This is a genomic window from Algoriphagus confluentis, assembly GCF_036245625.1.
GTDB classification, from domain to species: domain Bacteria; phylum Bacteroidota; class Bacteroidia; order Cytophagales; family Cyclobacteriaceae; genus Algoriphagus; species Algoriphagus confluentis.
On record NZ_BTPD01000011.1, the window covers coordinates 12,504 to 38,875 of the forward strand.

Genomic DNA, 26,372 nt, shown 5'->3' on the forward strand with positions numbered 1-26,372 from the left:
GGCCCTTCGCTAGATTAGCCCACTGGGCTAATCCTTAACGCTCAGTCCTCATTATAAAGATAAGGATTCACCTTGATTCCGCCATATTGGTAACCAAGTCCAGAAAACTCCACTCCCCAAGGGTCGTAGTGCGTTTCCTTCACAATCAAAGGTCCTGTACTCATGATCCGGAACTGGTCAAACCAGACGTTTTCACTTGTCTCATTTACGAGGAAAGTTTCAATATATCCGTCTTTTTTGATGGCGAGTTTTTGAACCAATTCCTCGTGTTTGTTTCGGGCTTTTTTGTTTACGACACCGCCCCTGCAAGCTGGCCCCTCGCTAAAACAGTCCACTGGACTGTTTCTTGACGCTCGGTCCTCCTGTTCATAAAGAACGCTGTCCGAATCTTACAGCGCATAGCCCATGTACGCCTCAGGAGCTGGCTTTTGCTCAAGCGTCTCGAACAATCGGATAAAACCTTTTTTTCAATTCAACCCTACCGGAATCAATAGGAAGTTCCATATTAGGAACAAGTAAGCTGGTAATGGTAAACTCCTCACCATTTTTTAATTGGATAATAGAGTAATTGTAATTATCCCATGGAAACCACTGCATCCGGTTTTCAGCCAACGGGAAAGATTTAAACCGCTTTATCCGTTCAATATCACTTAGCAAAAAGCTTGTTGACTCCCCTTTGTGGTTAATTGTGACTCTTTGTCCTACGGGATAATAAAAAAAAATATCACATCTGTTTTTCATGAAATAATTAATGTGAAGGATTAATTGAGGTACAAAAAAAAATAAAAACAATGCGGCAGATAGTAGGACAAATATCCAAGTATCTCCAGACCCAAATCTATTTATCATATAAAAAGGTAAAATGAAAGATCCAATAAAATAGATTAAAATTGGCCAAGAATTTTGAAAATGATATTCAAAACTTATTTTATATGTATACATTCCTTTCAATTTACCTTGGTCTCCAACCATTTCTTAACGCATTATTAAGGTCATTATGAAATTTCCAGAACTGACTGCTGATTTCATTCCTTATTGGCCGTGTCATATCCCAAGCTTTTTCTCCCAAAAAAAACAAGCCTCCAAGCGCTGCTCCAGATGGCCCACCTAGGTAATATGATGCTGTAAGGGAAGAACCTGTCCCAATCATACGATAGCTGTATCTTGCTCCATTTAAGTCCCCCTGACTGTAACTATAGGTGTCAACAATAGCTGATGCACCAGATAAATATGTTCCTGTATTTGATAAACCTTTCCCAATAGTTCCAAAAGAATTCCATCCAGTGAACGGTCTTGTCGCTGATGTCATTGGCTGATTTCCAAATAAAGAAAAGTTCCTTCCAGTTAATTGATAATTTTCGCTCAAACCTCTCCTAAACCCTTGATTATAAAGACTAAGAGCTCTGTTTTCTCCCATTAGCCACATTCCTTCCCCAAAAACACCCATCACTGTAGCATAATCCCCTAAACTATAATCGTCCCCATTCCCAATCCTAGAAGCAGTAATGGTAAAAGTTGGTAATGTGGGACATTTTTCACAATTAGATGAATTTCCAATTTCATTGGATAATAAATTATCAAATGGGTTCTTCCCTTCAAAATTAGGTAAGTCATTAGAAACATATAATTTATCTTCCCAGGTATTAAAGTGAAAACTATCATCAATCAATCCGTTTCTGGAATGCATATCAGCAGACATCATCCCATCCGGATCAATAAACCTGATCGGATTATCAAAGGCATAATTGTATGGAGAATGTCTTCGCATTTGATCCGATAATGGATCAATGACAAACCACCGACCGGTAGCTGGATCGTAAAGTCTGGCCCCGTGGTCATAGATATTCACTCCCAAGTGGCCGTTTGCCTCTTTGTCCAACATGCTTTATCTTTGCTAAATCCGTCCAAATTGATATACTAGTCTCCTACATCTACTTCCTATCATAGCCAGGTAGTTACAAATTAGGTCTGAATTACTTCGTTTTAAAAGCTCAAACTACATACAACAGAGAGGAAGAACCAATTTTCAAATGATTTTCAGTTAAAGATTTATCCATGCTCTAAATTCCTGATTATTGAGTGTTGAAACTCCAATTGCAAGTAATCCAACAACTAAAAAGGTTACCACTATTATCCTTATCCTCTTCTTCTTTTTTTCCGGAAAACTTAAATCTCTAAAACTCTCAATTTGATGAATATATTTCTTATTTCTTATAAAAATCAAATAATTAAATAATGCTATCAACGAACAGGAAATTAAAACTATGAAACCATTTAAAACATTATAACCCACTACAATGTTTACCAGCCCCATGATGGTTACAAAAAGTAGTACATCAATAATAAAAACATATAGAAACGCATACTCTTGAGGAGATGACTTTTCTTTTATATCATGTACTGAGACCCAATATGCACAAAAGAACAAATGAAAATAAAATCTCATTCCAATTAACTACTTTTTTGACATGTCATAAATACCGTAGGCAAACCTACCCAAAAAATATACACCAGCTACAGGAGCCCCCCAACCAGTTAGTCCAACACCAGTCATAATTGTATCTGCTGCAAACCATCCAACGGACTCATTTGAGAAATCGTTGTTGGCCATATCGGCAATCCCCAAGACTAGCCCCACTCCAATCATTCTCTTAGAACCCAATTCAATTGCATCAAGCATATTTACATTCCTTATGATATTACTCGCTAATACAGCCTGACGACCGGTCTTATAGCTTTTACTAAAGTCTCTAATCGATTTATATTCTTTGAGATATTCTTTGGTATGCTTAGCGATTTGGCCAGCTCTCGCGTCTTCATAAACTCCGGCTCCATAAGCAAATGTTGACATCATTGCCAGGGTCACATCTGTTCCAATTCCTGCCTGTTGAATCCCTGATTGTGTTTGATTGCCAAAACCATTACTCCCACCTCCAAAGAAACCTGTAATCCTAATTCCTTCGGAGCTATTTTCTGTCATCGGAGTCCTTGAGATGATGTGCCATTTTCCATCTTTGTATTGAGAGGCCCCAAATCTATTTTGAACAACTGCCCCCTCTGCATAGATATCCTTAGTCTTTTCTCCATCGCTACATCCATTTGGACATCTTCCATCCGGATCGATATATCTTATCGGATTATTCCATCCATACGCATACGGTGATTTGTCAATTTGAAGTTCATGATTAGCCAACGGATCGACAACAAACCACCTCCCAATCGCAGGATCATACATCCTCGCCCCGTAATCATACCAGTTCACTCCCAAGTGGCCGTTTGCCTCCTTGCTGTTATAAAGATAAGGATTCACTTTGATTCCTCCATACTGATATCCAAGGCCGCTTAACTCCACTCCCCAAGGATCATAGTGCGTCTCCTGCACGATCAACGGACCGGTACTCATGATCCGGAACTGGTCAAACCAGACGTTCTCGGAGGTTTCGTTTACTAGGAAAGTCTCAATGTATCCATCCTTTTTGATGGCCAGCTTTTGGATCAGTTCCTCGTGTTTATTTCTTGCCTTCTTGGAAAGAACAACCTTACCTTGTTCATATAAAACGGAATCCGAGTCATACAAAGCATAACCCATATACGCCTCAGGAGCTGGCTTGGTTTCTAGTTCGGAGATCACGAGAGCGATGACATTGGCGATGGCAAATTCATTGGGGGAAGCAGCCAGATTTTGTCCGTATTCACCAAGTGTACGGATGATTTTCTGATCCAGTCCTGTTCGTGCAAAAGTCGCGGGACTGAGTCGGATCTTCTTTGGATCGACGTATTTCCCGAACACATTCAGCTCAATACTGTCCCCTTCTTGGACTTCCTGAGATCGGGAAGGGCCTAAGATCCTTCCTCTATCCGCATTCAGCCAAGCGGTGGCGTAGCCTCCCGGAGTCTTATTGTGTTCTCCGGCCCCCTGTCGGGTTTCTTTGATGTTTTGGAACAGTTCTTCTTCCTCCTCCGCCTTCTCCGGCTCCATCGTAGCTATCCGGAATGCCGATACCGGAGCCCGTACCACTTGCCTTACATTACCCAAATGATCCTTGATAAAGAATTCGTATTGGAAAGCTCCACTCTCAAAGGCTGCCCGCCCTTCCTCGTGCAGGATATAGGAAATCGAGCTGTTCTCAAACACGAATTCACCGATGTAATCGATCGTTTTCACTGTGGCCCCGTCGGTATTCACCTGTCGGACTTTCACTCCCTCAGCAGTGTACCAATAATCGATCTTCTTATTGGTACCGGAGAAGGTAATCGTCCGAGGAAGGTTCAAATGGTTGTAGGTAATGGAGTTGATGTTTTTGTCGGAATAAACAGGTAGAAAACCCAATTGGAACTCAATAACCAAAGTTGGTTTGGATTTTGGGATTAGAAATCCTCATTGATATCTTGGTCGAATTGCAAATTCTACCAAGATATCAATGAGCTAATGATTATTTAAAAGAAAAATTATCTGGAATATTTCCTGTCCAATCTTCCCCGTTTGTTACAAGTTCAATATACTTTATTTTATCATCAGAAATACTTACTTCATAACATAATCCATATTTTAAATCTTTAATCTGAATAATTTCATTCGTACTAATTGATGTGTTTTTTTTGCCCAGATTTAAACTTTTTTCGATTCGCTTTGAGTATTCAAGGTAAACAAACATTCCAACACCAGTTATATCTCTATTTACAACTTCAAGATAAGGTATATGAAAAACTATATTTGGGCATAGAACTGTAAGTCTCTTAAGAATCGATATTTCGAGTTTATTTAATTCCATATTATCAAAATCCTTTTCTGCTAAAAGATGAAATAACTACTTTCCCATTTTCAACTCGACCACCAATAAGGCGAACATTTAGTCCCCCAACATTAATTACATTGCCTGAATTACCAGATGGAAGAATACCTATTGAATTTGGTGTCAATTTACCTGATTTTAAAGCAAGGTTTGCTGCTTTTTGTACTGCTTCAAACGCTTTAGCTTCGGTTCCAAATTTCTCAACTAAACCTTCTAAAGCATGTTCAGATTTACCAAAAATATGATGTAAACGATTTGAAGGAATCGCTGATTTTCCAAACCTAAGTATGCTCCTAAAATTCTTAAAAGCGGAAAGTAGGTTTCTAATATTCCCCCAGCCACCAATCCCCCCGGGAAGAAAAGGTACGGTTCCTCCAATCACTCTGGGTTGGATCAAAACATCAATACCCAAGTTATTTTGTCCCTGAGGGAAATTATTCCATCCTATTTGTGACAAATAGTTCTGTGAACGAACACTTGAAAAATCAATTATCCGTGTTTCAGTGACCACCACTTCCGGCAATTCCGTACACCGCTCACATTCTTCAGCAGACTTCTGCTCACTATTTTCATTGACATTACCATTGGCTCTATCAAGGTATGCTAGGTAATCTGTAGCTACCATCCCATCCGGATCGATGTAGCGTAATGGATTATTCAGTGCATAGGTGAATGGCGACCTCATTCGATCAACTTCTGCCATCGGATCCACCACAAACCACCTACCGATCGCTGGATCATACATCCTCGCCCCGTAATCATACCAGTTCACTCCCAAGTGGCCGTTTGCCTCCTTGCTGTTATAAAGATAAGGATTCACTTTGATTCCTCCATACTGATATCCAAGGCCGCTTAACTCCACTCCCCAAGGATCATAGTGCGTCTCCTGCACGATGAGCGGACCGGTGCTCATGATCCGGAACTGATCGAACCAGACGTTCTCGGAGGTTTCGTTTACTAGGAAAGTCTCAATGTATCCATCCTTTTTGATGGACAGCTTTTGGATCAGTTCCTCGTGTTTATTTCTTGCCTTCTTGGAAAGAACAACCTTTCCTTGTTCATATAAAATGGAATCCGAGTCATACAAAGCATAACCCATATAGGCCTCAGGGGCGGGTTTTTGCTGAAGTTCGGTAATCACTAAAGCAATTACGTTTGCGATAGCTATTTCATTGGGAGCAGCAGCCAGGTTTTGACCGTATTCGCCAAGGGTGCGGATGATTTTCTGATCCAATCCCGTTCTCACAAACGCAGCGGGCCTAAGTCTCACTTTCTTTGGATCGACGTATTTCCCGAACACATTCAGCTCAATACTGTCCCCTTCCTGGACTTCCTGAGATCGGGAAGGGCCTAAGATTCTTCCACGATCAGCATTTAGCCAAGCAGTTGCATAGCCTCCCGGAGTCTTGTTATGTTCCCCAGCGCCCTGTCGGGTTTCTTTGATGTTTTGGAACAGTTCTTCTTCCTCTTCTGCTTTCTCCGGCTCCATCGTAGCTATCCGGAAAGCAGATACCGGAGCACGAACTACCTGACGGAGCTTTGTTTTATGCTGTAAGTTCTGAACTTTTCAACTGTGATATTTTTTTATCCTGCTTATTCGCTTCTATCTGTTTTAAAAAATCTTCTCGGTTACTTACTTTTTCTCGTAACCCTTGCAACCATACATCAAATTTACCATACCACATTTCAAACATATTCATATTCCAACTTTTGCTTGACTGCTCAATTTGATTTAATACATTTTGTACTTGGCTTTGACTTCCTACATACAGGGCTGAATAAAATTTTAGCTCAAATAGTTTCGCTTGTTGTGCAGAATTTGATTTAACTAAAATATCATTAAAACGACTATCTACTAAATCAAACAAGGATTTCAAAGGCACATTTTCGTTATATAAAATTGACACTTGTTTTTTTAAGCACTCAAGAGCTTCATTAAAATAGGCACTATGTTTCAAGTAAGGTATAGAAAACTGCAACCCTTTTTTATTACTTATTTCCAAAAGGATTGTAGGACTATCTAAGCAGTTTTTTAAATCACCTTTCCATAATGGGTATAACACAAAATGGGGTCTGTAATCTTCTACTTTGGGTAGCTTTACTAATTCTACTCCAATGATGGAACATCCAACTACTCTGTAAAGCTTATTCTGTGCAAATGCTGAAAGCTGAGGAACGGAACTTAACCATTCCTCAGTAACTCTTTTTTTTATCTCTTTAATATCTTCTGACATATTAAGGTCTAATTACTTGTATAGGTAATCCAAAGTTTCTTGAATACTTGCCAAACTGGGCAGGACTCATAACAGCATTACCAAATTTAAAATCATAAATAATTCCATTGGTTCTATCAAGAACATCAAGAAAGCCACGATTACCCACACCATTGTTAAAATAAACGTTGGTTGATAAACCTCGACTTCCATATATACTTTGATAACGATTTAAGAGTGCATTAGCATATTGATGTTTTGCTGTTCCTGCAACACCTCCTGTTCGTCCAATAGCTCTTTCTGCTAATGTTGCAGACTTCTGAACTAACTGTGGATTTGTAAGTCCCGTCTTAGCGGCACCTCTCCCTCCAGGAATAAACGCAAATCCAACATCCGCCGCTGCTGCAAGGGCAATATCTGTTCCTGAAGCCTGACCGGTGGAATTGTCAATAATGGCATTTACTGTTCCTCCTCCTATAGGAATTATAAAATCAATTGCGGTTCTCTGAGCATCTCTAAGGTCTTCAACAGTATTTGAAACCCTTTCTACACCCTGCCATGCCTCCTGTTGTTGAATTGCCTCATCCTCATTTGATGGACTTAAGAATAGCTTCTTAAACAACCTTTGAAATTTTGAGATAATCTTATCACAAATTTCACAATTCGTATTGCTATTACTTGATACCCCTCCACCACTTGGCAAGCCCTTATTAGCACTTTCGGGATCCACATACCCATCATAAGTCATCCCCCCATTTGGTTCGATGGGTGCCATCCCATCCGGATCGATAAATTTTAAAGGATTATTAAAGGCATAATTGTATGGGGAATGCCTTCGCATCTGCTCCGCCAGCGGATCCACCACAAACCACCTCCCAATCGCCGGATCGTAAAGCCTCGCCCCGTAATCATACCAGTTCACTCCCAAGTGGCCGTTTGCCTCCTTGCCGTTATAAAGATAGGGGTTTACTTTAATTCCTCCATATTGGTAACCAAGTCCAGAAAGCTCCACTCCCCAAGGATCATAGTGCGTTTCTTGGACAATAAGCGGACCGGTGCTTTGAATGCGGAATTGGTCAAACCAGACGTTTTCACTTGTCTCATTTACGAGGAAGGTTTCGATGTATCCGTCTTTGGGAATTGCAATTTTCTTTATCAATTCTTCATGCTTATTCCTTGCCTTCTTGCTCAGCACGACTTTTCCCTGCTCATACAAGTTGCTATCTGCATCATACAAGGCATAGCCCATGTACGCCTCAGGAGCTGGCTTTTGCTGAAGTTCAGTAATTACTAGTGCGATCACATTGGCAATGGCCAATTCATTGGGACCTGTAGCCCGCAGGTTTTGACCAAACTCAGTCAGCTGCTGGACCATTTGGGTATTCGCCCCGGTTCGGATAAAGGATACCGGATGGAGTCGGGTCTTCCGAGGATCCACGTATTTTCCAAACACATTCAGCTCAATACTGTCCCCTTCCTGGACTTCCTGAGATCGGGATGGGCCTAAGATCCTTCCTCTATCCGCATTCAGCCAAGCGGTGGCGTAGCCTCCCGGAGTCTTATTGTGTTCTCCGGCCCCCTGTCGGGTTTCTTTGATGTTTTGGAACAGTTCTTCTTCTTCGGCTGCCTTCTCCGGCTCCATGGTCGCTATCCGGAATGCCGATACCGGTGCTCGTACCACTTGCCTTACATTACCCAAATGATCCTTGATAAAGAACTCGTACTGAAAGGCTCCACTCTCAAAGGCTGCCCGCCCTTCCTCGTGCAGGATATAGGAAATCGAGCTGTTCTCAAACACGAATTCACCGATGTAATCGATCGTTTTCACTGTGGCCCCGTCGGTATTCACCTGTCGGACTTTCACTCCCTCAGCATTGTACCAATATTCGATCTTCTTATTGGTACCGGAGAAGGTAATCGTCCGGGGAAGGTTCAGATGGTTGTAGGTGATGGAGGTGATGTTTTTGTCTGAGTTCACTGTCAGGTTGCCGTTGGCATCGTAGGTATAGCTGGATGTCCCCAGATTCTTAAAATCCTTGGAAAGATAGGTAGTGGTCCCTTGGTGGTCATGAACATTGGTAAGCCTATTGCTATGGGAAGCATACGAATAGGCCAGATTATCCACCAGGGCCCAGATACTTGCCGTTTGTTGATTGACCCGCTGCAAGGTGGTGATGTTCCCGTTGGGGTCATAGTTGATATATCCTAGATTATATCTCCCATTGTGAGCAGATACTGTCGGTACTGTATAATTTGCCGTTTTCAGTCTGTTGGCTACATCATAGGTATAGGAGTAGACTCGCTTGATATCATCTCTCCCTTTCCATTCTTCTTTTGCAATGTTTCCGTTAAACTGATTTCCACTTTCATAAAACAATTCCTGGGCAAACACCTTGTCGGATGCATTGCTCTCTTGAGGATTATTAATCCTCTTTAGCCAACCCCGGATATTGTATTTGAAACTCAGGACTGAATCTCCCACCACCGGAAAATTCTTCGCAGTCAACTGCCCCAACTCATCGTAGCCAAAGTCTGCCAGAGTCACAGTAGGTCCTGAGTTGATTTTATGGGTAATTTTTCGGATCAGTCCGGCATTGTTGTAATGGTAGTTTTTGGTGATGGTCTGGGTACCGGGGGTAGAAAATGAGGTGATGGTCTCCACCGGCTTGTTTTCGAAGTCAAATTTGGTAGAGGCCCGCATGGTCCCGCCCAGATGGTGGTCCTCAAAAGTCTGAATCAGTCTTCCCTGCCGATCATAGTAGATGGCGGTTTCATATCGGGTGGTATTCTCCAGATTCCTGACCAATTTTCCTGTCAGTAATCCATGGACCTGATTGCTCTGATCGTGATAGGTAGCATTGGGTTTGACATAGGTGAGGGTTGATTTCCGAAAATTGTAATGATCGTAGTAGTTTACCGTCAGTACGTCGCCTTCTCCTCCATCGACGGCACGGGGAAACCCACCTGCATTGGTGGTTCCGGTTTTTCCGGAAGTGGCGTTGATCACCGCATTATTTGAGCCGTATGATGTATTTAGGAGATTTTGCAGACCCTGCCATGTAGAAGTAGTAGTGGTGTTAGGGGTAAGACCAGTCATCACCACTCTTCCCAAGGCATCATATTTGGTATAAAGCCATTTGTTTTGGCTGGTAAGATTGGCATCTCTATAAGCCACCAAACGATCCTGAAGGTCATAGACCATTTCTTCAGTTCCCTTATCCGGAAGCTTTTTGGCAATCATTCTCCCCCGCTCATCATAGGTGTAGCGGTAATACAGCCCATTGCTGATATCGGTATTGGTAGAACTTGTACCTGCCAGCACCGAAGCAGTGGCCTTGGGAGGCATTACTACCCGTAAGCGTCCAAAGGAATCATAGACATAGTAGGTACATAGCCAGCCAGAATGATCTACTCCGGGAGTGGCAGATTCCTGTACCTTTTTCAGGATCAGCCTCCCCAGTTTGTCTTTGTACTCAATGGTCCTTTGTCCGTTTTCATTGATTGTTTCCAGTTTGGCCAAGGCTCCTGCAGGATAATTGGCGGAGGTCACGGGTAATCCCGCCCCATCGACTGTCCATATTCTTACTGCATCGCCAGTTCCGTTGGTATTCTCATTCCGATTGATCTCTTTTCCTATCCACGGGGTACCCGGCACGCCTTGCTTGGTGAGTCGGTTAAGCGGAGAAGCTTCATAGGTCTTTTCTGCAAAGCCTCTTGAATCATTGTAATTGGCCGTATAATAGCTGCTGTGCAATGAAGCGGCATTGGACCGGTAAAGCCCCGGACTACTTGAACTGTTGGCAAAAGGAAGATATTCTCTCGACTCCCGACCATAATGATCATAAGTTTGGAAAGAAATCACATCCTGGCCTCCTGAAGATGCGGCTACAGCCACGGTTTGATTTTCCCTTCCCAGGCTGTCGTAATATTGGGAAAGACGGGAGACAGCACTTGAATTCCCCGATCGGATTTGTGCTTCCGTGGTCAAAGAATCCCTGGAGGAATAAGTCTTCACCGAGGTTTTTTCTTCGGAATTATAAATCACCCGAACCGGTACCTTGGCAGTCAGGCAACCGGTGGAAGTATGGATGTAGGCCAGATAAAAAACTTTGGTAGCGGTCAAAATCGGCGTATTCAAGCTTTGACTTGTCCCCATTTGCGTGACTGCGTCTGAATCGTACCATCGATATCCGAATCCAGAAGGGGCTGGTTTGGCTAAGAGGTTGACCGAACTACTCCCTGTAATGACTTGGGACGGTGCGGATGGATAGGCGGTCAGACAGGGGGAAGAGGTCACCACTTGACCCAATGCGAACCATTGGATCATGCCAAAAAGAAAAAGGCTAAATAAAAGTGTTTTCATCAGTTAAGGGGATTAAGAAAAATTACTTCAAAAAAATCTTTGTCTTTGACAATCGGATTCCACATCATGCCTCTGCCGGTAAAGTTAATTCGGTATTGGCGGTTACCTTCTTTTTCTTCCAGAGTAAGAATCATCTGATTCTCTTCAAATGACCAAGTCCCTTTCTGCTCTGTATATACCCCCTCTTCCACATAAGTGGTGAGGTAGGATCCATCCCGTTCAAAAAGATAAATCCTGGAATCGGCAGTCATCCAGAAGTCCTCCCTTTCCTTTTCCTCCATTTGGGAAAGCTTACTTCTACTTTCTTCATCGAGATTCTTTTGCTGTTCAGCGAAATCTATTCTCCAAATCCCAAAGAGCTTCTCCCCGATTTTCTCTTTGGGGCTCTCGTTGGTTTCCTGGGCCAGAGAGGAAAGCGTAACCAAAACACCGATCACCAGAATCAGGTAAAATTTCGGACAATCAATTAAATACTTCATAGGGATTAGGGTTTGATGTAGAGGTAATCGTAAAGGTTGAGCAGATGTCCATCCTCATTTCTCACCGTTTCCAGTCTTCCAAAAGGATCATATCCATAGTATGTGCCGCGGTTTCTGAAATCCATTTGGGAATGGATACCCAGTATGGGAAAAATTGTGTAGGTACTCACCAGTCCGGCAGCAGCATGTACCCTCAATTCATCCACCAGAGTGTTGGACCCTGCAATAGTAATTGTCCCACCAGAGCCAGAAACCTCCAGGAGTGTCCATGCATTTCCCACACTGGTACTGTAAGAAGCTCCATTAATAGTAAGGGTGGCAGAAGAAGACGTGTTTTTCCTCACCCAGAGGCTTAGCTTGTAGGCACCTTTATAGACTTTGGTAATATTTCCGTTGTTAAGGAGGTATACGTAGTTCCCTGTTTTGGCTTGACCTGGCATGACTCTCGACTCTCCACCGCTGTAGGTCCATCCCCCTTTTTCATTGGTTTCAAAAGAAGTATAGGCCAAGGAAGTACCGGGAGAATTTGTTGCCTCTGCAATCACGTATTGGCCCTCATAGGCATAAAGGAAAGATTTCGTTTGACCATCAGACAAGGAATATTGAAGCAAATTGCCGCGGGTATCGTAGGAATCCATGGTCATTCTTGACTTGTACCTTGAATCCCGGGTAAGTGCGCTGGTACCTGATAGTTGAACGGGCGAATATGCCGAACCCAAGGTGGAAACCTCCATCAGATATAAGGTTTTGGGTTGGTAATAAGTGGTACCTGAGACCAGGTCATATTCTGTCACTTGTCCGCCGACAATCTGCTGGGTACTTCCAGCTGTAGGTTTTACCCAAGTATATTGCTCTACGGGAAAGGCAAGCATATTTTTGATCAGCATTTGCTTCAATGCATTGGGAGGTCCGGAATAGTTGGTCGTGGTATTGACAATATCAAAAGGATACCTGTAGGTAGTCCTGACGATCTCCGGATTGGATGAGACTGTTTGTTCTTCAAAGAGGGGTTGCAGGTAGGTAGAATTGAATGATTTGTTGGTAGTCGTTGTCTGTGCCAGACTCCCAAAATTCAAAGTTTCGGTTCTTCCAGTCTCTTTATAGTTTCCTGTTGTCTTTTGCAAATTCATCAGGTTGATTTCCTTTCCATCCACAGAATTGCCGCAATTCACATGAAGAAACCCATTCCACCTTCCCACAATCCATTGGTACCCAGCCTGCCCAATATTGGCATTGAGCCCCCCATAATTGGTGTAGCTGACCGTGGTTTGTGCCACTTGGGTTCCCGCTGAATTGAAGACTGTTTTTTTGGTCAATTTTCCCCTCGCCCAGCTCATGGAGTTTCGGAAGGTTTTATTGCTGTGAGGCACCGTAAAGAGGGGATCTCCGATCAGCGTATTGTTATCAAACTCGTAGACCGTGCGTCCATTGGCAGCAGACCCGTTTTGATATTCTGTAACCAAAGAGTAAACTACAGGGGCATCTTCATAGCCAGGACCCAATACTGAGTTGGAAAAGTACATTCGGCTACGATATTCCCTGTCGCAAGGAGTAAGGCCGCAAGCACTTCTTATAAACTGCTGTGAATTGAAATAAAACCCGCGTAAATCAAAATTTTTATGTCCCAGACCATTCTCAGCTGTTCCGTATTTATAATCCTTGGAAATCAGTTTTGCACCATCATAGGTGGTGATCTTTTTCACTCTCAACCCCGGCACATAGGTGGTCACACCCCCTTCACTGTATCGATGGGGCTCAAAGTCAAACTCCGTATAGCCCATCGTGGGAAAAGTGATTCTTTTAAGAACCCCATTTTTCAAAAATGTCGTATCTGTGGACCGGTTTGCAGATCCAATGACAATATTACTGGGCATTGTACCCGTATTGGGCTGGTATTGAATTGTAGTAGCAGGGATCAGGGTAGTATTGGATAATTTTCCATTGTAAAACCCAAAATAATCCCGGGCCTTATCGGAATTAGGTCTTGCCCATGCAATAGTATTGGTATGATAGGAAAAGGAATGCCGGTTGATAAAAGTACCTGCACCATCCCGCACTTCAATATGCTCCAGCTTAAGGTGTGAGTTTGCCGAATTGTTATAATTCCTAAAGTAGGAAGTAACAAAATGAAAGCTTTTTACCAGAAAATATTCAGCCCCTTCTTTTCTATAGACCTCTATCCTATCCAGTTTCTTAGCTCCGTTTGAACTCACAATATCTGTCCGATTTGAGCCCATTACGAAGCGAACCATTCCATTCTTGAAGAGAATTTCATTGATTCCCAGTTGGGTAGTTGTGGATGATGTCATAACCTGTTGCTCAATTCCAACACTGCTAGGACATGGAAGAGCAGTAGGATTAGTGGTATTGCATTGGTCCAATACTGCCAGATTGTATTCAAAATCTGAATTTTGGATGGTACCCACGGTTTGATAGGTAAGCGAAATAAAATCATCCGTATTTGGAGAACGGATCTCCTGAAGGTGCCAAGCGACTACCCCGTTAGTGGTATTGCCTCCGCTTTGAGAATACATTCCTTCCCTTGCCGGCAATGCCCCAGACCAATTGGCACCGAATCGGTGGATAACCCCTTTATCATTGGTAATGTCGAAATAATCTAGGGTGTTATAGCGCTGGATTTTTATGGGTTGATAGGGAACCAAAAAAGGTGGAGCACTTCCCTGTTGCAGATAAAACTTTCCACTCAAGCCAGGCATGGAATAGTTGAAAAGGTCAGGTTCATGATCATTGCCATAAATGACGGCCTGCTCTTTATAAAACCAATAATTACAGTCCCCAGCTCCTGGCACAGAATAATCGTTAGTTAAATTTAAAAAACTTGACTCATCAGGCTTGCCTTGAAAATTACGGGAGATTTGCCCACCCGCCTGAATAGACCAACCCAGTCCCACCCAGCTAGCCTGATCCTTGTATTTGAATCCGGATGCATGGTAGCTCAAAGTAATGGGAAGACGTAGAGAACCAGAAGTAATCTCAAACAAGGGAATGGAAATCTCAGGAAGTCCGGTGTAAAGGTTGACGTTGTAGTCTCCATATTTCTCCACTCCTGCTACATTGGGTGATTTCAAGGCCGGCATGGGTGTCAATTTGGATAGCTGGGCACTTACCTCAGAGGGGAGTTGGGCTTTGGCTTTTTGCACTGCCAAAACCAAGGAAAACACAAAAAAAGATGTCTTTAAAAAAAGCTTTTTCTTTCTATTCATAGTTCAGCGGGTTGAGAACTATGCATAGTTAGAAAAATAGAAAACAAAACAAAATACCCAGTAGTGGGTATTTATATTTTGAATTAATACAATTATACCAAATTTTATTTTGAATTGAAATACAAAAAACAATATTTATAAGTATAATTTTTTGATTTATTATGAATTAACCACCTAAGAACAAAGGAAAAAAACTCCGAAAAATCTACAATCTTAACAAAATGCAAAAACCCTGAAAACTTTAAACATAGCTCACGCTTTTCTTGAATTTATCTTATCGGTAATCGGAATTAGACTAAAAAATATTTTTACATTTTTTTCAATTTTTTTCCGATCAAAAAAAAAATGGAAAAGATTTTTAGGAAATAGGGTACTAAAGAAGTATTGATTTGACTGGAGTGATCCAGACATGGGATAAATTTCCCCCAACCCAAAAAATCTAACATTCAATCAAAAAAACCCGGCTCATGCGAACCGGGCCTTTCACCAAAAACAAATAGGTCAAATAGTCCATCAAGTTAATCAAATTCTGGGCCCTTTTCGACCCCTACCCACCGATTGGCTGAGGGTAGGTTCAGGAATCTCCGCCTTCTCCCCCTTCTTCAGGTCTTTTTTTTTACCCGACAGCTCATCTGAAACATCCTCTCCAGCCTGCTTTTGATCCTTTTTCTGCAACTCGGAAGTCTTTACAGAATTCATATTTGAATCGTAAACATTGATGGATTTAAACCTTGGATTGGCTTCAATAAACATCACTTCATCCTTCCCTTTGCGTTCCATCACCACCGGATAGGTGTTCCCCTTCTGCAGCGCACGAATCATCCAATCCGTCCGGGTATCATCCTTGAGTTCTTTGATCGGAAGCTTTTTGACTGCCTTTTCAAGGTTAAACCCGTATTTTTCATGGTATTGATTGACCTGGAAGTTGTTGTTGTCCTCCTTCTTGGTCAAATCCAACTGCAACCAAGCCTTGTAGGGCTCCTTTTCTGAATCCATCAGAGACTTGAATACGGCTCTACCTTCCAAAAGATTGAAGGCCTCCTTGGCTGTTACTCCCTGATTCTGATAGAAGGTATGCTTCTTCGGTTCCAGTTCCGGGTTTTCATTCCGTAGACTTGCATCAAACTTGTTGAAGAAGTACCTATCCGAAATCGCAGACTGCTTGAAATACAGATCCACATCCATTTTCTTCCCCTCGATTTCCAAGGTGGTCCCTAAGGTGAAACTCTCTTTTTTGGCTTTGATCGCTTCTTTAAGCGGAACATTTAACTTGTCCTCAAAGCCGGTGTACTTGAGTTTTTCAGTCAAAAACTCATAATTCTCCTGATCCATGTGCAATAGTTGGTTTAGCGTGAAACATAGGTAAAGGAATTGCTTCTAGTAGTTTTTTGCCTTTCAGGCTGAGTTGTAGTTCCCGGTCCCCGTTTTTCTCTCGGAGATAAAAAACCAGACGCTTTCGGTTGGATATGGTGAAAGCAGGGAAAGCCATCAACAGGGATTGGCTTTGGTCCTGCACCAACACAGGTTGATCCTCACTGAAATCCATCCAGGGCTTAAGCACCTGCTCCCGGGAAGAAGCCTGCTTTTTGGATTTGGCATCGAGCACTTTGGTTTCCGGCCCGATCACTTCAAAAGGAAGAGTTGAGGTATTCTTGGCTCCTAAATCAAAAAACAGCAAACCCTTCTGATAGTAGATTCCTCTGAGCCAAAAGTAAACCTCGTAACGATACTGCTTTTTGATGATCCGGGAGAATTCATTCCCCAGAAATACGGCCAATTCTTCAAAGTCACTTCGATCCAATCCATAGGAAGGAATGGTCATTTTCGCGCTGGCACTCTTTCTTAAATCCCAAGTGGTCAACTCAGGCTGCTCTTGATAAATAATATCAAATGCATGAATATTTCCATCACTGGTCAAGACATGCAAATTGGTTTCCGGTAGCTCTTTACTTCCTGCTTTCAGTTTCAGGACATTCCGGGCATGATCATCCTGAGCACTGAGCAGGTATCGATTTCCCCGATCTACGGATTGGATGGGTTGATCAAAAATCAGGACCGTAGTCTTGTCCCAGGTAACAGGAATGGTTTGGGCATCGCTAAAAGAAGCAGTACCAACCAGTAAGATAAATGATAGGATTATGGATTTCATAGGATTTGCGTTTTAGAGGTGGAGGAGGAAGAATCTATCAAAAGCACGGGATGTCCGGCTTTGATTTCCATTTTTCGCATTTTGGATGGATTTCGGAGCAGGCTACGGGTAGCCTGAATTCCGGAGTTGGCCACTTGACTCTGCCAGTCCATCCCCATGCTGTTTATGTTCATGGATTGGAGAGATTGACCGGCATTTTGGAACCATTGGGAGGCCCCCTTCATGGCAGAAAGTGAAATACCCGGAACACCGTCCTGACTGTATCCCTTGAGTGATACCGGAAGCAAAACCCCATCCTGCAGGATTCCCAAGACCTGAACCTGAAGACGACTGCCTTCTAGGCTGGTTTTGGCAAAAAGCGGGGTACCGGCAGCCAGGATATTTCCTCCAATGATCAATTCCTCCTCCAAAACCAATTCCAAGGCATCCCCGGGAACAATTTCCTGAGTTTTGGACACTGCCGACAAATAAGTCTTTTTATACCCTGACAATTGGGGGTGTTCTCCATTGAGAGACTCTTCCAACCCAAAAAATCCATTGGAGGCCTCCAAAGTCATCCCAAGTTCTCCTTGGTTCCAATTTTCCGAATCAGGAATGGAGGGATCTCCTACAGGAAGGGGTATGAGTTCGGAATCAAGAGAAGTATTCTCAACCGGAAATCGATCCGGATATTGAAGCTGAAGGATTTTGTCCATCAGACCTTCCAACTGGACAAGTTCTGGGTCAGGCTGTCCTTTCCCAGCCTGGAGCCGATCCATCATCCCCTGAAGTTGGATTAACTCCGAGTCTTCCTCCCTTCGAATTCCTTCTACTGTTTGAGGCAAGATTTCCGCAGGATTTTCTGCCTTCTCTAAAATCATGGAATTACTAGAGGTCCCCGAAATCCCCGAATTTTCCCTATTCCCCTGTCCTTCAATCAGCGTTTTGAGTTCTTTGATCCGCTGATCCACTTCCATGGCCGGTAAAGAAGTAGAGGGACTTGAAGTTGGTGTATAGGAAGAAAAGCCTGCTAGGCTTGAACTGAGACCATTCCTTTCCCGATCATGCTTGGTTTCAGTCCGACTTTGAACCAAAAAATCGGGCAAATTCCAGTTATCCTGCTTTTTTTCCTCTTTTTGAAGGGCCTGGTAAGCATCCGATTTGGAAGCCTGTTTTCTTTCCAAATTCGGACTGGGCAGTTCCAGGTTCATCCCTTTGGTTTCCCCTTCCTCATGGGCTGAAGCAGGCTGGGCATTTCCTATCAACAGCCAAAGGATAGGAACCAGGAGTACAGGAAGACAAAGGAGAAACAGTCCCTGTCGTTTGCGGGCTGCTTCAGGTAGATTACTTTTCATGGTAGTGTTGGTTTAGTGAAGAAGATATTAGAAGTGTATCAGGAATGAGTGTGGGCTCAATAGGAACCAAAGGCAGACTCAGCACCAAGGAAGCAGCAGCTTTCCCGGGAGATTGGGATGAATTCAACCGGGGCAAAAGGACAATAAGCAACAACAGCAAAACGAGGCCCGAATAGACCAAGGATCGTTTTTTCCCCTTTAAGCACCTATCCCAAGTCCCAAGCAATTGGCTCCATTGAAAGGCTATCCAGAGAAAGCCAAAAGCCAATCGAGGAGCAAAACCCACCTGGGCTTTCCCTTTATTTTCCAATTCCGGAAAAGACTGGATTTGATTCAAAAACTGAGTGTAAGTGAAGGAAGTCATGGCTTAGCGTGTTTTTTGGTAGAGATCCTTATTTTCCAGTATTTCCCAGTTTTCAATCAGGAATCCGTGGGGATTGGCTGGGGTACGCTGAATAGGCCGGAGATTGCCTGTTGTGATCAAGGATCGATAGAGGATCGAAGAGGAGCGGATGATTTCCTGCCGGGCAAATACCCGAAAGGGATAATCCCCCTTGGTTTCATCCAGCTGAATGCTGTCCAGGTATACCCGCTGGGAAACATTGGCAGCCAATAGCTTTTTGAAATATCCCGTCTCACGAAGATTATCCAGATGAAATTTGACGCTTTGATCACCCAGATAAAGAGACTCGGCCAATTGGCTTTCTATCAAGCGCTCATCCGGGGAAAGAGTAAACAGCAACTGATGAAATTGCCTGAGATGACTTTTCGCTTCCACATTCACCAAAGCATCTCTGGGATTGGCAAAAGCCTTCAGCACCTGATCCTGAGAGATCAGATATACCTCCTGTTTGGCCTGATTCACCGCCTTGAAGCTTAGCCAAACCACGACCACGGAGGAGCTCAGACAAAATGCCAGCAAGACCAAGGTCCAAAACTTGAGATGGACAAAGGCGGAATCCAATTGTTTGAGTTTTACAAGCATAATTCTAATGAGGTTTAGCGGAGCATTTTTTGAAATTGATTGGGGTATTGAGATAGGATATTGCTGGTCTTATGCAGCAGAGAATCCTTCCCTCCCGCATAGATGATGTAGTTGGCCACCGAGGGAACGGTGGTATAACCGACAATGGCTATCACCAGAAATATCAAAAAAGCCGTGTCTGTGGAAGAGAAGAAGGTTCTTCCCTCAGAGGCTATCTGCGAGAGATCCAATTCCAGCATTTTTGTCTGGATCACATTGATGATATAGCCGAATACATTGGCCACAGGAAGCCAGAAATACACATTCACATAGCGGGCTACCCACTGAACCAAGGTGTGCTGAAATCCGTCAAATACGGCCAGTCCAAAGCTGATCGGACCCAAAATCCCCAATACTACCAGATAGAACATGCGGATGACATTGATGGCCAATCCAGCCGCTTGGTATAGCACTTGCAGCACCTCCGACATCCAGCTTTTGATGTTGAGCTGAAGCTGAAAGGATGCCTTTTCCATGGCAAACTGCACCCCATTTCCTATGCTTTCCAGCCAGTTCTCCTCTCCTGCCCCCGGATTGGCATACTCATACCAGAGATCCCGGTCTCCCGAGCCGGTATCCCCCACATACATATTCCAGAAATCCCCCTCCTTCATGGCCTTTTTCTTGGCCTCAATCAGCTGGTTAATGCTGTTTTGGGAAGCTTCCCGCAAATGGTCCGTTGCCGTAACTACAGGATGACAGATCCCCGCTATCAATCCCGTCACCCAATGAAAATTGGCAATGAGAATTGCCAAAACAAAGGGCCGAAAAAGCGGAAAAAAATCCACAGCCTCGGCATTGGCGATATGCTTCCACACCCGATAGCCGATAAAGAAAACAGCTCCCAAGCTGGCAATCACCTGGGCAGGTACCTGTAGGGATACGGTATCCTGACTGATGGTCCCTCCGACTTCGGCAATGATCCGGTTAAAATCTGAGATAAATTCAGCAAAATCCCCCGCCCAAAGCAAATGGGGAGAAAATGACAGAATCAGAAGCAAAACAAGAAACTTGGTGATCGGATGCCTATTCCATGCCCCCCTAATTCCGGATCTAGTTTTCATTACCAAGGAGAGATTGTACGGTTTGGATTTCAGCGGATTTCTTGGATCTCAAGTGGCCCAGTTGGGATAGGGAATTGGAAAACATAGCCACTCCCTGACTCAACTCCACTACCGAGCGATGTACCCGATCTATAGCCTCAATCCGCTCCCAGTCATCCATTTGAAGCGTATTGTCCGAAAGCACCAAAAAAAGCTCTTCCAAAAGATTGAGGCTGGATCGGGACCAAATCCCAAAAAGGCGATCAATTTGAACGAATTCCCCTTCCTGAAGAAAATCAGCCCATTCCATTTCCTTTCTTACTTTAGCCAAACCCCGAATCAAGCCTACCTGAATATCCAGAATTTCACCTACCTTGTAGTAAGCTCGAACCTGAGGATTGACCTGGACCAATCGGTTCAAAAAGGACTGATGAAGGGTAAAATTCCCTTCCGCAATTCCTTTTATCTGTTGGTACCCTTGGCTGAGGATTTGATACTTTTCCCTCATGTGATCCAACATCTCACGGAGCTGCTCCAGCTTTTCCACATTAAGCAAAAGTTGTTGCACCTCATCCGTTTGCGCCTGGGCTTTGGGAGGAAATAATCCTAATCCCAAGCTTAGAAGAAGTAAATAGCCAATTCGAGTCATTCTAGAACCGGTTGAGGAGTTGGAGTTCATTTTCTCTGAATCGATGATGCATCGTTCGGAATCGGGCTACTTCTTGAAACCGGGACAGGTCCTGACTCAAGACCAGGATATGCTCTGCCAATTGATCGATAAGCCCGGCCCTTTCTGCATCTTTAACCTGAAGCCCATTATTCCTCATCAATTCCAGATCAGCCAGAAAGCCATTGCATCGATCCTGCATACCCTGATGAACCCGTTCAGACCAGCGGAGAAACAGGACATCCCCGCTTTGCCTATTCCAAAAGGATTCACTGGTCCGAATTCTCCCCAAAAGAACTTGAGGAGTAAGTCCTGAATCCTCCATCCGTTCCAAAGCCGCTTGAGCCAGAGGCCCCAAATGGGAAAAAGAAGCAAAAAAATCAGCATGAAGCTCCCTCTCCCAATTCCTCCAGGCACTGATTGAAGTCAATCCCAGGGAGGCAATCTCTCCTGCTTCCTTTAGCAATCCGGATTGGATTCTCAGCGCCCCCACCTGAAGCAGTAAATATTCCTTTTGGGTCTCTTTCTGCTTGAACAGCTCATCCCATGTCTGAGCCGACAATTCTAGGCATGGCCACCAAAACCCCAAAATCATCCAATGGCCTAAAATGACTAAGCGAGTTTTCACTGAAACAGGCCCTCCAATACCTTGCCTTCCCTTTCCCAGATTTTCCTCTGAGTATTGATCGTTTCCAATTGAAGATTGAGGCTGACCAGATTCCGAAAGTTCTTGGTCATCTGTTGGTCTAGCGTATGGATTCGTTCCAGTCTTTCCCCATCAGAAACCTGAAAAGAAAATTCCTTCAGCAATGCGGTCAATTCTCCCAAGTTGCTGGCACTGGATCGAAGGATTTCACCGTAACGATTATGGATCAATTCCAATTCGGCTAGTGTAAATCGCCCGTCCGCCTGAAGCATTTGCCAGGACTGTTGATAGGCACTCAGCAATTCTGATTGGGTGCGGGCAATGGATTTGATGCGCTGGACTTGGGCAATGGCTTCTTTCACTTTCCAGAGACCCTCAAAGTAGTCCCCATACAATTCCTTTTGGCGTTGGCCCCAGGAAGCAATTTCAGCAAGCTGATTCTCAGAAAGGATATTCTCCATTTTCTGCTGAACCTGCTGAAGCCAAATTGTTTCATTCTGAAGACGCTGGATTTTCAGATCCACCGCCACAATGACTTTCTTGACGCCCTGTCGGATGATTTCAGCGACAGGAATGGCCGCATAGGTAGGAACACATAGGCCGAAAAAGACCAGCAACAAGGCCAATCTCCGAAGCACAGACAGGTACAGTTTTTTCATGGGATAAGGATTTAAAGAATTAGAAATGAGATGGAAATGAGATGGAAATGATTAATTCGAAAGGAATGCTTTAACCTGAAGAACTCTGCCTTAACTCTTCAGCCAACTGGGCAATCGCTTTTTCCCTGTTGCCTCCATGCAGTCTGCAAAGCTCCTCGATACGGAGTTTTTCCTTTTCCTCTGTGGTATAGGTGAGGTATTCCTCCAGACTGACTTCCGTCCGAAACACCTGGCTGTGGCTTCCCAGACCAATGAAAACTTCCTTGTATTTCCGGGAAGGATCATTGGCCCGATTGATAGAAAGAACCATGGATTTTTCTTTCTCAGTCAGGCCCAAAAGCTTCTGGATGAGTTCAAACTTGTTTTGGTATTTGCTTTGGTCCAAGAGGATTTTACAATCTGAATTATTGATGATCGCATCCTTGATGACCGGGCTTTGGATGATATCATCCACCTCTTGGGTAACGACAATAGCCTCCCCGAAAAACTTCCGAACCGTTTTGAAGAGGTACTTGATATACTCTGCCATTCCCTCTTTGGCAATGGCCTTCCATGCCTCCTCAATCAGGATCATTTTCCTTTGTCCCTTGAGTTTCCTCATCTTGGAGATAAAAATCTCCATAATGATCAGGGTGACTACAGGAAAAAGTATGGGGTGGTCTTTGATTTTATCGAGCTCAAAAACGATAAACCGTTGGTCTAAGAGATTGAGGTTCTCCCTGGCGTTGAGCAGGTAATCAAATTCACCACCCCGATAAAAAGGCCTAAGCACATAGAGGAAGTTTCCCAGATCAAAGTCCCGGCTATTCACTTTTTCCGCAGAAATCATGGAGGAAAAACCGGTCTGCAGAAACTCATAAAAACTGTCAAAACAGGGAAAAATACCCGGGGAATCGCCCAAAAACTCATAATAGGCTTTCAGTGCATTGGAAATGGCCACATATTCCGAACGACGGAATACTTCATCCTCTTTCTTCCATAGCGCAAGCAATAAAGTTTTCAGGCTTTCCTTCTTTTCGGTATCCAGCACCTCCCCATCCAAAAAGAAAGGATTGAAACAAATGGGTGATTCCTCGGAGTAAGTGAAGTAGTACCCTTCTACCAATTCACAAAGTCCCTGATAGGAATGCCCCACATCCACCAATACCACATGAGTGCCTTGCTCAAAGTAGCTTCGGACCATGTGATTGGTGAAAAAGGACTTCCCTGAACCCGAAGGACCCAGAATAAACTTATTCCGGTTGGTAATCCATCCCTTTTGCATGGGCTCATCCGAAAGATCCACCCAGACAGGCTGTCCGTAACGACGTTCTCCCAAGCGCAAGCCTTTAGGTAAAACTCCGGAAGCTGAAGCACCTTCCAAATTGAACAAACAGATCAGCTGATCCAGGTTGCAATGGAAACACTCATTGGTCGGCAAAGCCGCCGCATTCCCCGGAATCCCCGCCCAGTACAATTGGGGTGCTCCCCAAGTTTCCGTTTTGGGAACCAAACCCAGTTTGGAAAGGGAAGCAGAGGCCTCACGGATGGCCTTTTTCAGCTCCAAAGAAGAATCCGCCCAAATCAGGATATTGGCATGGCCTTTTACCGGAGTTTTCCCTTCCCGAATCGCCTCATCCAAATACGCAGCAATGGAATCCGATGCCAGTTCATTGGCCCGGGAATACCGGGATAAGGCATGCAGGCGAAGTCGCTTGGATTCCAAAGAAGAATAATACTTTTCGCTCTCCTCCAGCTGAAAGACCTGAGAATAGATGTGATTGCAGTCCAAAGCCTGTCCCAAGGGAGAAGCGAAGCCCAGGTAATACTTGCTCAAATCCGTGGAATAAGGCTCAAAAACTTTGGAAGTCTCCAATTCCAAGGGCAGTTGACCCAAGGAAGAAAGCGAAACCATACCCAGGAATTGATCTCCGATCTTCCAATCCGGTTTGAATTCCATGTCATGGATTTCAGGGAAAGACCGGTTGGAGGGCATCAGGAGATAGGATTCGATTACCCCTTTTGCACCCGGTGTACCCAGTAATACATCCTCGGAAAGCCGATGCATACCCATTCCATCTGCATTCAGCAGATGTTCAATTTGAGCCAAAACAGCCTGATAGCTTTCCATCAAGCCCTTGCGGAAAAAAGGCTCCCCCACCCAATGGCTACGAAACAGATTGGACAAACTCGAATCCCCCAATTTCTTTTCCGGATTTGGAAAAGTTATCCAGAGATAGCAAGTATGATCCAAAACCGGCTTCCCCTCAAAAAAGCGGGAATTGGCCCTAGAAAGAAAACTGGGCTCCGATCCCAAATCGGATCCTAAATCTGCACCAAACCCATAACCCAACTTCGAACCAAACTCCGAACCGAACTTCGCTCTCCCCTGAAAATCTGAATAAGCAGATTGGACAAACCAGTCCTGCTTCCAAACCAGAGACTTGGAAGGTAGGAGTCGAAAAGCCTTGACCAAGGCCCCATGAAGATTTTCCGCTTCCGCCTGAGACAGGGTAAACAGGGGAGGTAAAGTAAGGCTATAGCAAGCCGTCAGGTCCCCCTGCTTAGAAACCAGAAAATCATTTTCATAGGAGAATAAAGGCAATACAGATTCAAGTTCCCGATAGTTGGACATAGGGAATGAGGGCTAAGACGAATAGTGAGGAGAAGAAGGGAGAATAGTAAAGAACTAAAGAAATAAGAAAATGGAGGGAGGAAGCAATCCTCCCTTTTTCCTTCCTATTTCGATCGGGAAGGGCTCCGCAATCCCAAAATGGGACTTCTGTCTTTGAAACGAATACCCAATGGAATTTTGGCAAAGGCAGATTTTTTGACCAGACCGTTTTTCCCCAATTCCCGATTGAGAGTATAAATCCGGTTTCCCAGCCAAGCAAGCAGGCCTAGGGTAAGCCCAAGGCCTACCAAAACCGGAACTCCGATCCCTTTGAGCACCAAAAACAGGAGCAAAGACCCCAATAACAAGCCGATCATGTAGTAGAGAAAAGGAGGAGTCAATCCTTTGAATTCCAATTCATGATCAATGCCTTTGTGTATGGAAAGCGGCTTTCCCATATGATTATGCGATTAAGGATTGGAACCAAAGAAGCTCTGCAACACCAAGGCCACAACCACTAAGAACACACAGGATCCGAACCAGGCTGCTGCCACCTTTCCTGTATCCGGATCACCGGAGTTCCATTTGTTAAAAACCTTGACAGCCCCTACCAATCCCACAATAGCCCCAATGGCATACATCAGGCGGACTCCGCTGGTGAAAAAGCCGGAAACCTGTTGAGTAGCAGCTTCAATACCAGCCACCCCTCCTCCATCTCCTATAGTTTGAAAGGCAAAGCAAACTGGAACCGAAAACATCATTAGACTTAGGGAAAGAAATCCCTGCCGGAGATAAATAAAGCGTTTCTTCATCATGTTAGTTGGTTTAGTTGGTATTAAATTGTGGTCTGCTGAATCAACTCTTTAAATGGAGATCTCCCCAGCAGGGCTCTTTCCTCTGTATCCAAGGCACAAAGCGGGTCAGCCAGCATCCTCCGGTGGATGGCAAAACCCAAGGCCAATTCATCCCAGGAAAGCTGAAGCTTCCCCGCTTTATTTTGCCTTTCTCCCAATGAGGAAGAAATACCCTGGAAAACTCCCGACCTGAAATAGGTAAGGAAAACCCATGCATAGTATCCCATCAGGGAGACACCTACTGTTGGCCAAAACCAATCGGATTGAATTACTTCATTGAGCATATGCGCTTGATTTTTTTGAAATAAGGGCTTCAAACCTCCGAAAAATA

The 26,372-nt window shown here is 44.0% G+C and carries 24 protein-coding genes; all 24 read right to left on the bottom strand.

Going from position 1 to position 26,372, the window contains the following annotated elements; genetic code table 11:
- Window positions 1-41: 41 nt before the first annotated feature.
- Window positions 42-260 (bottom strand): hypothetical protein, encoded by a 219-nt coding sequence (locus tag AAA943_RS16300; RefSeq protein ID WP_338225341.1) that lies wholly within the window; start codon window positions 258-260, stop codon window positions 42-44.
- 172 nt (window positions 261-432) lie between these two features.
- Entirely contained in the window at window positions 433-972 is a 540-nt protein-coding gene (locus AAA943_RS16305) for a PH domain-containing protein (protein WP_338225342.1), read from the bottom strand.
- On the bottom strand, window positions 953-1,882 hold the full coding sequence (locus tag AAA943_RS16310) for an RHS repeat-associated core domain-containing protein (RefSeq protein ID WP_338225343.1): 930 nt from the start codon (window positions 1,880-1,882) through the stop codon (window positions 953-955). The genes AAA943_RS16305 and AAA943_RS16310 overlap by 20 nt, the downstream gene beginning before the upstream one ends.
- 159 nt (window positions 1,883-2,041) lie before the next feature.
- Window positions 2,042-2,446 (bottom strand): hypothetical protein, encoded by a 405-nt coding sequence (locus AAA943_RS16315; protein ID WP_338225344.1) that lies wholly within the window; start codon window positions 2,444-2,446, stop codon window positions 2,042-2,044.
- A gap of 9 nt (window positions 2,447-2,455) precedes the next feature.
- Window positions 2,456-4,348, bottom strand: a complete 1,893-nt coding sequence (locus AAA943_RS16320) for an RHS repeat domain-containing protein (RefSeq protein ID WP_338225345.1) — start codon at window positions 4,346-4,348, stop codon at window positions 2,456-2,458.
- Window positions 4,349-4,433: 85 nt separating this feature from the next.
- Window positions 4,434-4,772, bottom strand: a complete 339-nt coding sequence (locus tag AAA943_RS16325; RefSeq protein WP_338225346.1) for a hypothetical protein — start codon at window positions 4,770-4,772, stop codon at window positions 4,434-4,436.
- A 4-nt stretch (window positions 4,773-4,776) separates the two neighbouring features.
- Window positions 4,777-6,282, bottom strand: coding sequence for an RHS repeat domain-containing protein (locus AAA943_RS16330; protein ID WP_338225347.1), 1,506 nt, complete (start codon window positions 6,280-6,282; stop codon window positions 4,777-4,779).
- A gap of 55 nt (window positions 6,283-6,337) precedes the next feature.
- Window positions 6,338-7,027, bottom strand: a complete 690-nt coding sequence (locus AAA943_RS16335) for a hypothetical protein (protein WP_338225348.1) — start codon at window positions 7,025-7,027, stop codon at window positions 6,338-6,340.
- A gap of 1 nt (window position 7,028) precedes the next feature.
- The gene (locus tag AAA943_RS16340; protein ID WP_338225349.1) at window positions 7,029-11,369 is read right to left on the bottom strand and encodes a DUF6443 domain-containing protein; all 4,341 of its coding nucleotides are present in this window, start codon (window positions 11,367-11,369) and stop codon (window positions 7,029-7,031) included.
- Window positions 11,369-11,848, bottom strand: a complete 480-nt coding sequence (locus tag AAA943_RS16345) for a hypothetical protein (RefSeq protein WP_338225350.1) — start codon at window positions 11,846-11,848, stop codon at window positions 11,369-11,371. Before AAA943_RS16345 ends, AAA943_RS16340 begins: the two co-directional genes overlap by 1 nt.
- A 5-nt stretch (window positions 11,849-11,853) precedes the next feature.
- Window positions 11,854-15,072 (bottom strand): hypothetical protein, encoded by a 3,219-nt coding sequence (locus tag AAA943_RS16350; RefSeq protein WP_338225351.1) that lies wholly within the window; start codon window positions 15,070-15,072, stop codon window positions 11,854-11,856.
- Between the two features lie 522 nt (window positions 15,073-15,594).
- Window positions 15,595-16,404, bottom strand: coding sequence for a hypothetical protein (locus tag AAA943_RS16355; RefSeq protein WP_338225352.1), 810 nt, complete (start codon window positions 16,402-16,404; stop codon window positions 15,595-15,597).
- Window positions 16,385-17,221, bottom strand: coding sequence for a DUF4138 domain-containing protein (locus AAA943_RS16360; protein WP_338225353.1), 837 nt, complete (start codon window positions 17,219-17,221; stop codon window positions 16,385-16,387). The genes AAA943_RS16355 and AAA943_RS16360 overlap by 20 nt, the downstream gene beginning before the upstream one ends.
- Window positions 17,218-18,555 carry a conjugative transposon protein TraM gene (traM, locus tag AAA943_RS16365; RefSeq protein ID WP_338225354.1) on the bottom strand — a complete coding sequence of 446 codons (1,338 nt, stop codon included), beginning with the start codon at window positions 18,553-18,555 and terminating at the stop codon, window positions 17,218-17,220. The genes AAA943_RS16360 and traM overlap by 4 nt, the downstream gene beginning before the upstream one ends.
- Window positions 18,545-18,919 (bottom strand): hypothetical protein, encoded by a 375-nt coding sequence (locus tag AAA943_RS16370; protein WP_338225355.1) that lies wholly within the window; start codon window positions 18,917-18,919, stop codon window positions 18,545-18,547. Before AAA943_RS16370 ends, traM begins: the two co-directional genes overlap by 11 nt.
- Window positions 18,920-18,922: 3 nt before the next feature.
- The gene (gene traK / locus AAA943_RS16375) at window positions 18,923-19,540 is read right to left on the bottom strand and encodes a conjugative transposon protein TraK (protein WP_338225356.1); all 618 of its coding nucleotides are present in this window, start codon (window positions 19,538-19,540) and stop codon (window positions 18,923-18,925) included.
- A gap of 14 nt (window positions 19,541-19,554) precedes the next feature.
- A complete protein-coding gene (locus AAA943_RS16380; RefSeq protein WP_338225357.1) occupies window positions 19,555-20,643 on the bottom strand; it encodes a TraJ family protein in 1,089 nt (362 codons plus the stop codon).
- The gene (locus AAA943_RS16385) at window positions 20,633-21,271 is read right to left on the bottom strand and encodes a TerB family tellurite resistance protein (protein WP_338225358.1); all 639 of its coding nucleotides are present in this window, start codon (window positions 21,269-21,271) and stop codon (window positions 20,633-20,635) included. Before AAA943_RS16385 ends, AAA943_RS16380 begins: the two co-directional genes overlap by 11 nt.
- Window position 21,272: 1 nt before the next feature.
- Window positions 21,273-21,917, bottom strand: coding sequence for a hypothetical protein (locus AAA943_RS16390; RefSeq protein WP_338225359.1), 645 nt, complete (start codon window positions 21,915-21,917; stop codon window positions 21,273-21,275).
- Complete coding sequence (locus tag AAA943_RS16395; protein WP_338225360.1) at window positions 21,914-22,594, bottom strand: conjugal transfer protein TraI; 681 nt, start codon at window positions 22,592-22,594, stop codon at window positions 21,914-21,916. The genes AAA943_RS16390 and AAA943_RS16395 overlap by 4 nt, the downstream gene beginning before the upstream one ends.
- A gap of 70 nt (window positions 22,595-22,664) precedes the next feature.
- A complete protein-coding gene (locus AAA943_RS16400; protein ID WP_338225361.1) occupies window positions 22,665-25,208 on the bottom strand; it encodes a TraG family conjugative transposon ATPase in 2,544 nt (847 codons plus the stop codon).
- A 104-nt stretch (window positions 25,209-25,312) separates the two neighbouring features.
- On the bottom strand, window positions 25,313-25,645 hold the full coding sequence (locus tag AAA943_RS16405) for a DUF4133 domain-containing protein (RefSeq protein WP_338225362.1): 333 nt from the start codon (window positions 25,643-25,645) through the stop codon (window positions 25,313-25,315).
- 12 nt (window positions 25,646-25,657) lie between these two features.
- Window positions 25,658-25,948 (bottom strand): DUF4134 domain-containing protein, encoded by a 291-nt coding sequence (locus AAA943_RS16410; RefSeq protein ID WP_338225451.1) that lies wholly within the window; start codon window positions 25,946-25,948, stop codon window positions 25,658-25,660.
- Window positions 25,949-26,022: 74 nt separating this feature from the next.
- Entirely contained in the window at window positions 26,023-26,325 is a 303-nt protein-coding gene (locus tag AAA943_RS16415) for a hypothetical protein (RefSeq protein ID WP_338225363.1), read from the bottom strand.
- Window positions 26,326-26,372: the final 47 nt, after the last annotated feature.

Bases quoted from the DNA above. Each gene is read 5' to 3' on its own strand.
- AAA943_RS16305 (WP_338225342.1), bottom strand. From the start codon at position 972: ATGGTTGGAGACCAAGGTAAATTGAAAGGAATGTATACATATAAAATA.
- AAA943_RS16395 (WP_338225360.1), bottom strand. From the start codon at position 22,594: ATGAAAAAACTGTACCTGTCTGTGCTTCGGAGATTGGCCTTGTTGCTG.
- AAA943_RS16350 (WP_338225351.1), bottom strand. From the start codon at position 15,072: ATGAATAGAAAGAAAAAGCTTTTTTTAAAGACATCTTTTTTTGTGTTT.
- AAA943_RS16410 (WP_338225451.1), bottom strand. From the start codon at position 25,948: ATGATGTTTTCGGTTCCAGTTTGCTTTGCCTTTCAAACTATAGGAGAT.
- AAA943_RS16405 (WP_338225362.1), bottom strand. From the start codon at position 25,645: ATGGGAAAGCCGCTTTCCATACACAAAGGCATTGATCATGAATTGGAA.
- AAA943_RS16330 (WP_338225347.1), bottom strand. From the start codon at position 6,282: ATGGAGCCGGAGAAAGCAGAAGAGGAAGAAGAACTGTTCCAAAACATC.
- AAA943_RS16325 (WP_338225346.1), bottom strand. From the start codon at position 4,772: ATGGAATTAAATAAACTCGAAATATCGATTCTTAAGAGACTTACAGTT.
- AAA943_RS16355 (WP_338225352.1), bottom strand. From the start codon at position 16,404: ATGGATCAGGAGAATTATGAGTTTTTGACTGAAAAACTCAAGTACACC.
- AAA943_RS16335 (WP_338225348.1), bottom strand. From the start codon at position 7,027: ATGTCAGAAGATATTAAAGAGATAAAAAAAAGAGTTACTGAGGAATGG.
- AAA943_RS16315 (WP_338225344.1), bottom strand. From the start codon at position 2,446: ATGAGATTTTATTTTCATTTGTTCTTTTGTGCATATTGGGTCTCAGTA.
- AAA943_RS16345 (WP_338225350.1), bottom strand. From the start codon at position 11,848: ATGAAGTATTTAATTGATTGTCCGAAATTTTACCTGATTCTGGTGATC.
- AAA943_RS16340 (WP_338225349.1), bottom strand. From the start codon at position 11,369: ATGAAAACACTTTTATTTAGCCTTTTTCTTTTTGGCATGATCCAATGG.
- AAA943_RS16360 (WP_338225353.1), bottom strand. From the start codon at position 17,221: ATGAAATCCATAATCCTATCATTTATCTTACTGGTTGGTACTGCTTCT.
- AAA943_RS16310 (WP_338225343.1), bottom strand. From the start codon at position 1,882: ATGTTGGACAAAGAGGCAAACGGCCACTTGGGAGTGAATATCTATGAC.
- AAA943_RS16415 (WP_338225363.1), bottom strand. From the start codon at position 26,325: ATGCTCAATGAAGTAATTCAATCCGATTGGTTTTGGCCAACAGTAGGT.
- AAA943_RS16380 (WP_338225357.1), bottom strand. From the start codon at position 20,643: ATGAAAACTAGATCCGGAATTAGGGGGGCATGGAATAGGCATCCGATC.
- traK (WP_338225356.1), bottom strand. From the start codon at position 19,540: ATGCTTGTAAAACTCAAACAATTGGATTCCGCCTTTGTCCATCTCAAG.
- AAA943_RS16400 (WP_338225361.1), bottom strand. From the start codon at position 25,208: ATGTCCAACTATCGGGAACTTGAATCTGTATTGCCTTTATTCTCCTAT.
- AAA943_RS16370 (WP_338225355.1), bottom strand. From the start codon at position 18,919: ATGACTTCCTTCACTTACACTCAGTTTTTGAATCAAATCCAGTCTTTT.
- traM (WP_338225354.1), bottom strand. From the start codon at position 18,555: ATGAAAAGTAATCTACCTGAAGCAGCCCGCAAACGACAGGGACTGTTT.
- AAA943_RS16385 (WP_338225358.1), bottom strand. From the start codon at position 21,271: ATGACTCGAATTGGCTATTTACTTCTTCTAAGCTTGGGATTAGGATTA.